Source organism: Hydrogenophaga crassostreae (assembly GCF_001761385.1).
GTDB classification, from domain to species: Bacteria; Pseudomonadota; Gammaproteobacteria; order Burkholderiales; family Burkholderiaceae_C; genus Hydrogenophaga; species Hydrogenophaga crassostreae.
Genome location: NZ_CP017476.1, coordinates 1,218,258 through 1,231,354 on the forward strand (window position 1 = coordinate 1,218,258; position 13,097 = coordinate 1,231,354).

General features: G+C 65.2%; 10 protein-coding genes. 6 read left to right on the top strand and 4 right to left on the bottom strand.

The window, feature by feature from the left end; genetic code table 11:
- Nucleotides 1-12: 12 nt before the first annotated feature.
- The 4 genes from ureC to ureA form a co-directional block, all read right to left on the bottom strand.
- Complete coding sequence (gene ureC, locus LPB072_RS05765; protein ID WP_066088691.1) at nt 13-1,731, bottom strand: urease subunit alpha; 1,719 nt, start codon at nt 1,729-1,731, stop codon at nt 13-15.
- A gap of 2 nt (nt 1,732-1,733) precedes the next feature.
- Complete coding sequence (locus LPB072_RS05770; protein ID WP_066088693.1) at nt 1,734-2,039, bottom strand: urease subunit beta; 306 nt, start codon at nt 2,037-2,039, stop codon at nt 1,734-1,736.
- A 10-nt stretch (nt 2,040-2,049) separates the two neighbouring features.
- Nucleotides 2,050-2,217 carry a hypothetical protein gene (locus LPB072_RS23360; protein ID WP_157559238.1) on the bottom strand — a complete coding sequence of 56 codons (168 nt, stop codon included), beginning with the start codon at nt 2,215-2,217 and terminating at the stop codon, nt 2,050-2,052.
- Nucleotides 2,218-2,358: 141 nt separating this feature from the next.
- Nucleotides 2,359-2,661: an urease subunit gamma gene (gene ureA, locus LPB072_RS05775; RefSeq protein ID WP_066088695.1), complete on the bottom strand. Its 303-nt coding sequence runs from the start codon at nt 2,659-2,661 to the stop codon at nt 2,359-2,361.
- Between the two features lie 280 nt (nt 2,662-2,941).
- On the opposite strand from ureA, the gene LPB072_RS05780 reads away from it, so the two are divergent.
- The 6 genes from LPB072_RS05780 (at nt 2,942) to urtD (ending at nt 12,937) form a co-directional block, all read left to right on the top strand.
- Complete coding sequence (locus tag LPB072_RS05780; protein ID WP_082876844.1) at nt 2,942-6,457, top strand: hybrid sensor histidine kinase/response regulator; 3,516 nt, start codon at nt 2,942-2,944, stop codon at nt 6,455-6,457.
- Complete coding sequence (locus tag LPB072_RS05785; protein ID WP_066088836.1) at nt 6,454-7,488, top strand: response regulator transcription factor; 1,035 nt, start codon at nt 6,454-6,456, stop codon at nt 7,486-7,488. The genes LPB072_RS05780 and LPB072_RS05785 overlap by 4 nt, the downstream gene beginning before the upstream one ends.
- Before the next feature lie 362 nt (nt 7,489-7,850).
- Nucleotides 7,851-9,113 (top strand): urea ABC transporter substrate-binding protein, encoded by a 1,263-nt coding sequence (gene urtA, locus LPB072_RS05790; protein WP_066088839.1) that lies wholly within the window; start codon nt 7,851-7,853, stop codon nt 9,111-9,113.
- A gap of 119 nt (nt 9,114-9,232) precedes the next feature.
- Nucleotides 9,233-10,837 (top strand): urea ABC transporter permease subunit UrtB, encoded by a 1,605-nt coding sequence (gene urtB / locus LPB072_RS05795; protein WP_066088697.1) that lies wholly within the window; start codon nt 9,233-9,235, stop codon nt 10,835-10,837.
- Nucleotides 10,838-10,946: 109 nt separating this feature from the next.
- A complete protein-coding gene (gene urtC, locus LPB072_RS05800; protein WP_066088701.1) occupies nt 10,947-12,065 on the top strand; it encodes an urea ABC transporter permease subunit UrtC in 1,119 nt (372 codons plus the stop codon).
- On the top strand, nt 12,062-12,937 hold the full coding sequence (gene urtD / locus LPB072_RS05805; RefSeq protein ID WP_066088705.1) for an urea ABC transporter ATP-binding protein UrtD: 876 nt from the start codon (nt 12,062-12,064) through the stop codon (nt 12,935-12,937). The genes urtC and urtD overlap by 4 nt, the downstream gene beginning before the upstream one ends.
- Nucleotides 12,938-13,097 lie beyond the last annotated feature (160 nt).

Consider the following 13,097-nt stretch of genomic DNA (forward strand, 5'->3'; position numbering starts at 1 on the left):
GTGAAGCGGGCTTCAGAACAGAAAGTAGCGCTGGGCCAGAGGGAGTTTGGTGGCGGGTTCGCAGGTGAGCAAGACGCCATCGGCGCGCACGGTGTAGCGTTGCGGATCGATCTCCATCTTGGGCAGGTAGCTGTTGTGCACCATGCTGGCCTTGCTCACGCTGCGGCAGTCTTTCACCGCCACGGTCGCTTTGCGCAGTCCGTAGCGCTCGGCCACGCCCGCGCTTTGCGCGGCTTGCGATACGAAGGTCAGGCTGCCGCGCGCCAGCGAGCTGCCCAGGCTGCCGAACATGGGGCGGTAATGCACCGGCTGCGGGGTCGGGATCGAGGCGTTGGGGTCGCCCATGGCGGCGAGCGAAATGCTGCCGCCTTGCAAAACCAGCGCGGGCTTGACGCCGAAGAAGGCGGGTTTCCAGACCACGATGTCGGCCCATTTGCCGACTTCGAGCGAGCCCACGGTGTGGGCGATGCCGTGGGCAATGGCCGGGTTGATGGTGTATTTGGCGATGTAGCGCTTGACGCGGAAGTTGTCGTTGCGGCTGCTGTCTTGTTCCAGCGTGCCGCGTTGGCTTTTCATTTTGTCGGCGGCTTGCCAGGTGCGGATGATCACTTCGCCGACGCGGCCCATGGCCTGGCTGTCGCTGCTCATGATGCTGATGGCGCCCATGTCGTGCAGGATGTCTTCGGCGGCAATCGTCTCGCGGCGGATGCGGCTTTCGGCGAATGCCAGGTCTTCGGGGATGGATGCATCGAGGTGGTGGCAGACCATGAGCATGTCCACATGCTCGTCGAGCGTGTTGACCGTATAGGGCATGGTCGGGTTGGTGCTCGACGGGATGAAGTTGGCCTCGCCGACCACGCGGATGATGTCGGGCGCATGGCCGCCGCCGGCGCCTTCGGTGTGGAAGGCGCAAAGGGCGCGGCCTTTGGTGGCGGCGATGGTGTCTTCCACGAAGCCCGATTCGTTGAGCGTGTCGCTGTGGATGGCGACTTGCACGTCGGTTTCTTCGGCCACATCCAGGCAGTTGCTGATCGCGCTGGGCGTGGTGCCCCAGTCTTCGTGCAGTTTCAGGCCGATGGCGCCGGCATGGACCTGCTCGTGCAAGGCGGCCGGCAGGCTGGCGTTGCCCTTGCCCAGAAAGCCCAGATTCATCGACAGGCCGTCGGCCGCTTGCAGCATGCGTTCGATGTGCCAGGGGCCGGGGGTGCAGGTGGTGGCGAAGGTGCCGGTGGCCGGGCCCGTGCCGCCCCCGAGCATGGTGGTGACGCCCGAGGCCAGGGCTTCGTCGACCTGTTGTGGGCAGATGAAGTGGATGTGGCTGTCGATGCCGCCGGCGGTGACGATGTTGCCTTCGCAGCTGATGATTTCGGTGCCGGGGCCAATGACGATGTCGACCCTCGGCATGGTGTCGGGGTTGCCCGCTTTGCCGATGGCCGCAATGCGACCGTCTTTCAGGCCGATGTCGGCCTTGACAATGCCCCAGTGGTCGATGATGAGCGCATTGCTGAGCACGGTGTCCATCGCGCCCTCGGCGCGGGTGCGCTGGCTTTGCGCCATGCCGTCGCGGATGGTCTTGCCGCCACCGAATTTCACTTCTTCACCGTAGCCACCGGCGCGGAGCGTGTAGTCCTTTTCAACTTCGACGATCAGGCCGGTATCGGCCAGGCGCACGCGGTCGCCAACGGTGGGACCGAACATGTCGGCATAAGCGCTTCTTGGGATGCTGGCCATGTTCAAACCTTTCCTTGAAAGAGGCCGCGAAAGCCGATGACGGTGCGTTCGCCTGCGTAGTCGACGAGCTCGACCGTGCGTTGCTGGCCCGGCTCGAAGCGCACGGCGGTGCCGCTGGCGATGTTGAGCCGCATGCCCTTGGCGGCCTCGCGGTCGAAGCTCAAAGCAGCGTTGGTCTCGGCGAAGTGGTAGTGCGAGCCGACCTGCACCGGGCGGTCGGCGGCGTTTTGTACCACCAGCGTGAGCGTGCGGCGGCCGGGGTTGAGGGCGTGCTCGCCCGCGTCGGTGAGGAGTTCTCCGGGGATCATGACGCGGTCCTCATTTGCCGCGACCAGAGAACCACAACATCAATGCCACCGCACCGCCTGCGGCGACGAAGCCGAGCACATCGGTGGCATGCCAATGGCTGCCGAACAGGCCATGGCCATCGTGGGCGAAGGCGGGGAGAGCGATCAGCAGAGGAAAAAGTGCAGCGATTTTTTTCATAGAAATTCTCCAAGTGTTCAGCGAGAGGTGTCTTTTCAAGGGCGCCGCGGATCTGGCTTCGCCAGTCCGCCAGCGCCGCCCCCTTGAGGGGGCGCGCGAAGCGCGGCGGGGGGTGGATCAAGTCCTGCGGCGCAGGGGGTCTCACGGTATCGGCTGATGAACCGTCACCAGCTTGGTGCCATCGGGAAAGGTGGCTTCGACCTGGATGTCCGGAATCATTTCGGCGATGCCGTCCATCACGTCGTCGCGGGTGAGCACGGTGCGCCCTTCGCTCATGAGCTGGGCAACGGTCTTGCCATCGCGCGCGCCCTCCATGACGGCCGCGCTGATCAGCGCCACAGCTTCGGGGTAGTTGAGCTTGAGGCCGCGCGCCTTGCGCCGCTCGGCGAGCAGGCCGGCGGTGAAGATCAGCAGCTTGTCTTTTTCGCGGGGTGTGAGTTCCATTTTTGTACGCTTGGGTTGGGAGCAGGGGCGGGGCCCTTTGGTTGAAAAGGGAGCAAATACCGTGCCCCGTTGCCCGGGCGCCTTCTTCGGGCCTGCGCCGAGCAGCGGTGTGGCATGAAATCTGCGGCAAGTGGGCGTGAACTCCGAATACACCTCCACCGCCGCTTTGCCGCCCGGCGCCGACCCCGGCCCCGAATGGGCGGGCGAGGGCGCGGGTGCCGCGCCTCAGCGCATCATCAAGGTGCGCCGCGAATACAACAGCTGGGTCGGCAGTGAGACCATGGAGGACTACGCGCTGCGCTTCACGCCCCAGCGCTTTCGCCAATGGAGCGAATGGCGGGTGGCCAACACCGCGTTTGGCGCCGCGTCGTTCCTGATCCTGGAGGCGGTGGGCGCGACCCTGCTGGTCAAGTACGGCTTCATCAATGCCTTCTGGGCCATTCTGGCCACCGGGCTGATCATCTTCATGGCCGGTTTGCCGATCAGCGTGTACGCCGCGCGCTATGGCGTGGACATGGACTTGCTCACCCGCGGGGCGGGCTTTGGCTACATCGGTTCGACCATCACCTCGCTGATTTATGCCTCGTTCACCTTCATCTTTTTTGCGCTGGAGGCGGCGGTGATGGCTTACGCGCTGGAGCTGGCGCTGGACATTCCGCCGGCCTGGGGCTACCTGATCTGCGCGCTGGTGGTGATCCCGCTGGTGACCCACGGCGTGTCGGTGATCAGCCGTTTTCAGGTCTGGACCCAGCCGCTCTGGCTGGTGATGATGGTGGTGCCGTTTGTGGCCGTCTGGCTGGCCGATCCGGAGGCGTTCGCCAAAGTGGTGCATTACGGCGGCCAATCTGGTGCGGGAAGTCGGTTTAATTGGAACCTTTTTGGTGCAGCCTTGACGGTCGGCATTGCGCTGATCACGCAAATGGGCGAGCAGGCCGATTACCTGCGCTTCATGCCGGCCCGTGATCCGAAGCGGCCGCTGAGATGGTGGCTGGGCGTTCTGGCCGGCGGGCCGGGCTGGGTGGTGCTGGGTGTGTTGAAGATGCTGGGCGGCGCTTTGCTGGCCTTCCTCGCCATCAGCCACATGGTGCCGCCCGAGCGCGCGGTGGACCCCAACCAGATGTACCTCGCGGCCTACGAGTATGTGTTTCCGCACTACGGCTGGGCGGTCGCGGCCACGGCGCTGTTCGTGGTGGTATCGCAACTGAAGATCAATGTGACCAATGCCTACGCCGGCTCGCTGGCCTGGAGCAACTTCTTTTCCCGCCTGACGCACAGCCACCCGGGTCGTGTGGTCTGGGTGGTGTTCAACACGCTGATCGCGTTCATGCTCATGGAGATGAACGTGTTCCAGGCGCTGGGCGAGGTGCTGGGGCTGTACTCCAACATCGCGATCGCCTGGATCATGGCGGTGGTGGCCGATCTGGTGATCAACAAGCCGCTGGGCTGGAGCCCCAAGGGCATCGAGTTCAAGCGCGCCTACCTGTACGACATCAACCCGGTGGGCGTGGGCGCCATGGGCCTGGCTTCGGCGCTGTCGATCGCTGCCCATCTGGGCTTGATGGGCGGACTGGCCGAGGCGTTCTCGGCCGTGATCGCGATGGTGACCGCGCTCGTGGCTGCGCCCCTGATCGCCTGGGCCACCAAGGGCCGCTACTACATCGCAAGAACCGATACGGAAACCGTGCCGCCGCGCGGGACTGGCGCCGCAGCCCCCAACCCCGGGCAGGCCGAACCGCCTTGCAACGGTTGCGCGGAGCACGGTGCTGCGCGCTACACCGTGCAGACCTGCGTCATCTGCGAGCGCGAATACGAGGCGCCCGACATGGCGCATTGCCCGGCCTATCAGGGGGCGATCTGTTCGCTGTGCTGCACGCTGGATGCGCGGTGCGGCGACCTGTGCAAGCCGCAGGCGCGTTTGTCCGAGCAATGGCTGTCAGCCTTGCGCTGGGTGTTGCCGCGCAAGGTGTGGCCTTTTTTGAAGGCGGGTCTGGCGCATTACCTGTTGCTGATGCTGGTGATGGCGCCGGTGCTCGCGGCGGTGCTGGCCTTGCTGTACCGGCAGCAGGCTGCGGGGCTGGACGCCGGGCTGGAGACCATGGCCGACGCGGGTTTGCTCGACGCGGCCTTGCGCTCGGGTTTTGTGCGGGTGTACGCGGTGCTGCTGCTGATTGCGGGCACGGTGGCCTGGTGGCTGGTGCTGGCGCACAAGACGCGCGAGGTGGCGCAGGAGGAGTCCAACCGGCAGACCCATTTGCTGATGCAGGAGATCGCCTCCCACCAGCGCACCGATCAGGAGCTCCAGCGCGCGCGCCAGGCCGCCGACCAGGCCAACCAGGCCAAGACCCGCTACATCAGCACCATCAGCCACGAGCTGCGCACGCCGCTCAATAGCATCCTGGGCTACGCGCAACTGCTGCAGGAAGACGCCGGCATGGCGCCGCACCGCGCGCAGGCGATTCGCGTGATCCACCGCGGCGGCGAGCATCTGCTGTCCCTGATCGAGGGCACGCTGGACATCGCGCGCATCGAATCGGGCAAGTTCACCCTCGATGTCAAGCCCATGCCGTTTGCCCAGACCATGCAGGAGGTGGCCGGCATGTTTGAGCTGCAGGCGGCGGCCAAGGGGCTGCGGTTTGTGCTTGACACCAGCGGACACCGCCCGTTGCCGCAGGTGGTGCGCGCCGATGAAAAACGGCTGCGCCAGATACTGATCAACCTGCTGGGCAACGCGGTGAAGTTCACCCGCGCCGGCGAGGTGCGCCTGCGGGTGAGCCATGCGTTCGAGATTGCGCAGTTCGAGGTGCACGACACCGGGCCGGGCATGGAGCGCGAGGAGATCGAGCGCGTGTTCGAGCCGTTCGCGCGCGGGGCGCAGGGGGTGAGCGAGCAGGCGCCGCTGGCGCAGGGCGCGGCCGCGGGCGGCACCGGCCTGGGCCTGACCATCGCCAAGATGCTGACCGACCTCATGGGCGGCGAAATGAAGGTGCGCAGCACGCCCGGCGAAGGCACGGTGTTCACCGTGCGCCTGCTGCTGTCCGAGGTGCATGGCGCGGTGGCACCGCGCATGAGCGTGGCGCCGTTTCATGGCTATGAGGGGCCGAGGCGGCGGGTGCTGGTGGTGGACAACGAGGAGGTCGACCGCGAGCTGCTGCAGCGCTGGCTGCAGCCGCTGGGCTTCGAGGTGCAGCTGGCCACCAGCGGCCACGACGCGCTGGCGCTGCTGGAGGGACTCAAGCCGGGTGACGAGACCGCGCCCGATGCGGTGTTTCTCGACCTGGCCATGCCCGGTATCGACGGCTGGGAAACGCTGCGGCGTCTGCGCGCGCGTGGCTGGGGCAGCTTGCCGCTGGCCATTGTCTCGGCCAACGCCTTCGACAAGGGTCTGGTGGCCGACATGGGTGGCGCGCCGGTGCACAGCCCGCCCGATTTTTTCGTCAAGCCGGTTCGGCGCGATGACCTGCTGATGTGGCTGGGCCAGGTGATGGACCTGACCTGGAGCGAGCCCCCGCCCCAGGCGTCCGAAGCCGTTGGCCCGGCGCAGGCCAAACCGACCGGTCAACCCGATCTGGTCCATGCCATCGCGCCCGGCGAACTGCTGCCACTGCTCGATCTTGTGCGCCTGGGCTACTACCGGGGAATCGTGCAATGGCTGGACCAATGGGTGGCCCAGCGTCCCGAACACACCGACTTTGCCCAGGGCCTGCGCACGCTCGCCCGGGAATTCCGCTTTGAAGCCATCGAGCAGCGCTTGCTGCCGCTGTGCCCCGCCGCGCTGCCCGCGAACCCCCAACCATGAACACCCATCTGTCACCACCCGAGCCCCATCCCGGAGCCGCCGGCATTGGCGGGCAGGCGCTGGTGGTGCTGATCGTGGACGATGTGCCCGACAACGTGGCGCCGCTGCACGACGCGCTCGATGAGGCGGGTTACACCGTGCTTGTGGCGCTGGACGGCGAGAGCGCCATCCGCCGTGCGCAGCAGGCGCTGCCCGATGTGATCCTGCTCGACGCGGTCATGCCCGGCATCGACGGCTTTGAGGTCGCGCGTCGCCTCAAGGCCGACCCCGACACCACGCTGATTCCCATCATCTTCATGACCGGCCTGACCGAGACCGAGCACCTGGTGGCGGCGCTGGAGGCCGGCGGCGTGGACTACGTGACCAAGCCCATCAAGCCGCGCGAAGTCATGGCGCGCATGGGCGTGCACCTGCGCACCGCGCAGCATGTGAAGGCCGGCGCGGTCGAGCGCAGCCAGGCGCGCAACGCGCTCGATGCCTTCGGCTACGCCTCGATCACGGTGCGCGCCAGCGACGGCAAGCTGATGTGGCAAACGCCGCTGGCGCGCGACCTTCTGCAGCGCTATTGCGGCACCAACGCGCCCTACACGCCGCCCGCCGTGCTGCAATGGCTGCGCCGCCACCTCGGCGATGCCCAGGCGCAGCGCGAACCGCCCCGCCTGACACTGGAAAGCGGCCCGCGCCGCCTGACCTTCCGCCTGCACCAGCAGGTCGGCGACCAGGACGGTTCGGAGCTCGAAGAGGCCACCGACGGCGACTGGCTCATCGTCATGCAGGAAACCTCGGATGCGGCCGTGCTCGAATCGGTGGCGCAGGCGTTTGGCCTGACCGCGCGTGAAGCGGAGGTGTTGTACTGGGTGGTCAAGGGCAAGATCAACCGCGACATCGGCGACATCCTGGGCACCAGTCCGGCCACGGTGAAGAAACACCTGGAGCGCATCCACGCCAAGATGGGGGTGGAGACGCGCACGGCGGCCGCGGCCATGGCGATCAACCGGGTGCCGCTGCTGCAGCCACAACACGGCGGCTAGCGTCCTGTTCGCGGGCACCAAGACCGAAACCTTCATCAAGGCCACGGCGGTGCCGGTGCACCTGCCCCTGAGCGGGCGCACCATGGCATTTGGCGCCAGCGGTGCCTGCATGGCTGGCTGGCTGGCTGTTGATCCTGCGCCTGTCCGGCTGCGCCGGCAGCCAGCGGTGAGGCGCCTTCGGGATCCTTTTTCTTGCGCGGTCGACCGCGTCGCGCCGTCGTATACGCCACCCGGCGTACAGACGCCTCTGAGGGTTCTCCCTAGTATCCAGTTGTCCCCCGCAAACGCCTTCGAAAGCGCGCAGCGGTGGCCAGAGTTTCCCCTTCCACCGGATGTATTTCAAAACTGGAGAGATCCCCATGATGCAACGTCGTTTCACCCTCAAAGCCCTGTCCGTGGCCGCCGCCCTAGGCGCTTTCGGCCTCTCGGCCCACGCCGCTGACACGATCAAGGTCGGCATCCTGCACTCGCTGTCGGGCACGATGGCCATTTCCGAGACCGTGTTGAAAGACGTGGCCTTGATGACCATCGACGAGATCAATGCCAAGGGCGGCGTGATGGGCAAGAAGCTGGAGCCGGTGATCGTGGACCCGGCCTCCAACTGGCCGCTGTTTGCCGAGAAGGCCAAGCAGTTGATCGACAACGACAATGTGGCCGCCACCTTTGGTTGCTGGACCTCGGTGAGCCGCAAGTCGGTGTTGCCGGTGTTTGAAGAGAAGAACTCGCTGTTGTTCTACCCGGTGCAGTACGAAGGCGAAGAGCTGAGCAAAAACGTGTTCTACACGGGCGCGGCGCCCAACCAGCAGGCCATTCCTGCGGTCGAGTATCTGATGAGCAAAGACGGCGGCTCGGCCAAGCGCTTTGTGTTGCTGGGCACCGATTATGTGTACCCCCGCACCACCAACAAGATCCTGCGCGCTTTTCTGAAGGCCAAGGGCATTCCCGAGTCGGACATCATGGAGGAGTACACCCCCTTCGGCCACTCCGACTACCAGACCATCATCGCCAACATCAAGAAGTTCGCGGCTGAAGGCAAGAAGACGGCCGTGGTTTCGACCATCAACGGCGACTCCAACGTGCCGTTCTACAAGGAGCTGGGCAACGCCGGCCTGAGCGCCAAAGACGTGCCAGTCGTCGCCTTCTCCGTCGGTGAGGAAGAGTTGCGCGGTGTGGACACCAAGCCGCTGGTGGGCCACCTGGCCGCCTGGAACTACTTCATGTCGATCAAGAACCCGACCAACGCGGCGTTCGTCAAGCAGTGGAGCGACTACGCCAAGGCCAAGGGCATTCCCGGCCACAAGGACAAGCCTTTGACCAACGACCCGATGGAAGCCACCTACCTCGGCATCCACATGTGGGCGCAAGCGGTCGAGAAAGCCAAATCCACCGACACCGACAAGGTCATCGCGGCGATGGCCGGCCAGACCTTCAAGGCGCCGGGCGGCTTCATGTCCACCATGGACAAGGAAAACCACCATCTGCACAAGCCGGTCTTCATCGGCGAGATCAAGGCCGACGGGCAGTTCAACGTGGTCTGGAAGACGCCGGGCCCGGTGGTCGCCGATCCATGGAGCGACTACATCGCCGAGAACAAGGGCAAGAAAAACGTGCCCATGATGAAGTGATGGTGTGACGCGGGGGGCTGATCGCTGGCGCAGGCTGGCGCTCAGGCCCCGTTTCATTTGGTTCGAATCTGCATTCATCGCATTGCCCGCATCTGGGCAGTGCTCAGAAAGAGGGACCCATGCGGCCCACCCCCTATTTCAATTTGACGCGATGGCTGGTCGGTGCGTTGCTGAGCTTGTTCGCCGCAACGGCGGCCCAGGCGCTGACACCCGAAGACGCGATGGCGCTGGTCGCGGGCGGCAGCGATGAGCGCATTGCCATGCTCAACCGCCTGGCCGGTGAGCCGGACGACAAGGCAACCGAACTGATTCGTGCGCTGGCCGATGAGGCGGTGCGCATGCAGGGCGGGCGCGTGATCATCGTTGAGGGCGATGCGGCCAGGGATGCCGTGACCGGCGAACCGGTCGCGCTTGACGAATACGCCGAAGAGCCCATGCTCAACAACCGCATGCGCGGCGCGCTCGACTTTGCGCTCGCGGGCATGGAACTCGCTGGTGGCGATGCGGCCCGCCAGCGCGAGGCGGCGCTGATTTTGCAGCGCGGCAGTTTTGACGAGCCCGATGCCGAGCAATTGCCGGTGATCGAAAAGGCATTGGCTGGCAAGCTCGACGACGACGCCCGGCAGACGCTGGAGCTGGCACAGGCGGCGGTGATGCTGGCCAGCGACGACACGGCCAAGCGGCTGGAGGCGGCCGAAAAACTGGGCGAGGCGCGCAAGGCCATCGTTCGCCCGCTGCTGATGCAGCGCATGGAGACCGAGCAAGACCCGGCGGTGAACGCGGCCCTGAAGGTCTCGTTGGCGGGGCTGGACCGTTCGCTGGCGATCTCGCGCTCGCTGGCCGAAGCCTTCACCGGCGTGAGCCTGGGCAGCATCCTGCTGCTCGCGGCCCTGGGCCTGGCCATCACCTATGGGCTGATGGGTGTGATCAACATGGCCCACGGCGAATTGATCATGATCGGCGCCTACGCGACCTGGCTGGTGCAGTCGTTTTTCAAGACGTCGTTGCCGGGCTTGTTTGACTGGTACCTGCTGGCTGCGGTGCCGGTGGCGTTCCTGGCTTCGGCGCTGGTGGGCGCGGTGATGGAGCGCACGGTGATCCGCTTTCTGTATGGCCGCCCGCTGGAGACGCTGCTGGCGACCTGGGGCATCAGCCTGGTCTTGATGCAGGGTGTGCGCTCGATCTTTGGTGCGCAGAACGTGGGCGTGGAGAACCCGAGCTGGATGAGCGGCAGCCTGCTGATGATGGGCAACCTCAGCCTGCCGTGGAACCGCATCATCATCGTGGGCTTCGCGGTGGCGGTGCTGGTGGGCGTGAGCCTGTTGATCGGCAAGACGCGGCTGGGCCTGTTCGTGCGCGGTGTGACGCAGAACCGGCCGATCGCTTCCTGCATGGGCGTGAACACCGCGCGCATCGACACCTACGCCTTTGCCCTGGGATCGGGCATCGCTGGCCTCGCCGGCTGCGCGCTGAGCCAGATCGGCAACGTGGGCCCCGACCTGGGCCAGAGCTACATCGTGGACTCGTTCATGGTGGTGGTGCTCGGCGGCGTGGGCCAGTTGGCCGGCACGGTGTACGCCGCGCTGGGCCTGGGCATTCTCAACAAGTTCCTCGAGGGCTGGGCGGGCGCCGTGCTGGCCAAGATCGCGGTGCTGGTCTTCATCATCGTGTTCATCCAGAAGCGGCCCCAGGGCATCTTTGCGATGAAGGGGAGGGAAGCATGACCACCCCCGTCGCTTCGCTCCGCCCCTCAAGGGGCAACGCTGGTGGTCCGGCAAAGCCGGTTCCACGGCGTTCTCGGTTTCAGACACGCCGGTTCCGTCGAGATTGTTTATGACTTCTACATCTGTATCTTTACCTCCCAAGGGGCCTTTGCTGACCCGCTCTGGCTGGGGCGGCATTCTGGTGGCGCTGCTGGTGGTCTGCGCGGTGGCGCCGGCGCTCAATTTGCTGGTGCCCGAGGGCAGCGCGTTTCACCTGAGCGATTACATGGTGGGCCTGCTGGGCAAGATCATGTGCTACGCCATCTGCGCGCTGGCGATGGACCTGATCTGGGGCTACACCGGTATCCTGAGCCTGGGTCACGGCCTGTTCTTTGCGCTGGGCGGCTATGTGATGGGCATGTACCTGATGCGCCAGATCGGGCGCGATGGTCAGTACCAGAGCGACCTGCCGGACTTCATGGTGTTTCTCGACTGGAAAGAGCTGCCCTGGCACTGGGCGCTGTCGGACAGCTTCATTGCAACCCTGCTGCTGATCGTGCTGGTGCCCGGCCTGGTGGCCTTCATCTTCGGCTATTTCGCTTTTCGCTCGCGCATCAAGGGGGTGTATTTTTCCATCATCACCCAGGCGCTCACCTTCGCCGCCTTGCTGCTTTTTTTCCGCAACGAAACCGGCTTCGGTGGCAACAACGGCTTCACCGATTTCAAACGCATCCTGGGCATGCCGCTGGCCACGCAGGGCATGCGCATGACGCTGTTCGTGTTGACAGGCCTCACCCTGCTGGGCTTTTTCCTCTGGGCGCGCTGGCTGGTGAACAGCAAGTTTGGCCGGGTGTTGCAGGCGGTGCGCGATGCGGAGAGCCGGGTCATGTTCTGCGGCTACAACCCGCTGCCGTACAAGCTCACCATCTGGGTGATCTCGGCGGTGATGTGTGGCGTGGCCGGGGCTTTGTATGTGCCCCAGGTCGGCATCATCAACCCCGGTGAAATGAGCACCGCGGCGAGCATCGAGATCGCGGTCTGGGCCGCAGTGGGCGGGCGCGCGACGCTGATCGGGCCGATCATTGGCGCCTTCATCGTCAATGGCGCGAAGAGCTGGCTGACGGTGGCGTTTCCCGAGTTCTGGCTGTATCTCCTCGGCGGTTTGTTCATTGTGGTGACGCTGTTCCTGCCCCAGGGGGTGGTCGGGTTGGTGAAGAAGTTGCGCGGCAGCAAGGGAGTGCAAGCATGACGCCGGATTTGATGGAAGAGGGCGCCCGGCGCCTGGAGTCCCACGGGCTGGCGCCGACAGCGGGTCAGACCGAATCGGGCGGTCGCAACGCCAGCTATGGCCGCGTGCACACACCTGGCGAGGTCGATGTGACCCACGGGCGCATCCTGTACCTGGAGGATGTGAACGTGAGCTTCGATGGTTTCAAGGCCATCAACGGCCTGAGCCTGGACATCGCGCCCGGCGAGCTGCGCTGCATCATTGGCCCCAACGGCGCGGGCAAGACCACGATGATGGACATCATCACCGGCAAGACCAAGCCCGACAGCGGTCAGGTGTTCTTCGGCAGCACCATCGATTTGCTGCGCTACCGGGAAGCCGAAATCGCCGCCCTGGGCATTGGCCGCAAGTTCCAGAAGCCCACGGTGTTTGAACAGTTGAGCGTGTTTGAAAATCTGGAGCTGGCGCTGGCGACCGACAAGGGCGTTCGCCGCAGCATGGTGTTTGCGCTGACGGGCGAAGAGAAAGACCGCTTGAGCGAGGTGCTGCTCACCATCCACCTGGCCGACAGCGCGGCGCGCCCGGCAGGCTTGCTCAGCCACGGGCAAAAGCAATGGCTGGAGATCGGCATGTTGCTGATGCAGGAGCCCAAGCTGCTGTTGCTCGACGAGCCGGTGGCGGGCATGACCGATGAAGAAACCGAGCGCACGGCGCAACTGTTTCTGACGCTCAAGGGCAAGCATTCGCTGATGGTGGTCGAGCACGACATGAGCTTTATCCGAACGATTTCGGAGAAGGTGACGGTGTTGTGTGAGGGGTCGGTTTTGGCTGAGGGCACGTTGGATGAGGTTCAAGCCGATGAGCGGGTGATTGAGGTTTACCTTGGTCGCTGATCCCTTTGTCGTTGCTCCTGCTCTTGCTGGGCAGGCCGGGTCTCGGCCCGGCGGCCGAGGCACTTTCTTTTGCTTCGCCAAAAGAAAGTACCCAAAGAAAAGGCGAGCCGGATGCGCTGTCCCTCCGCTGCGCTGCGGGCACGCTGCGTTGCTCGGTCCG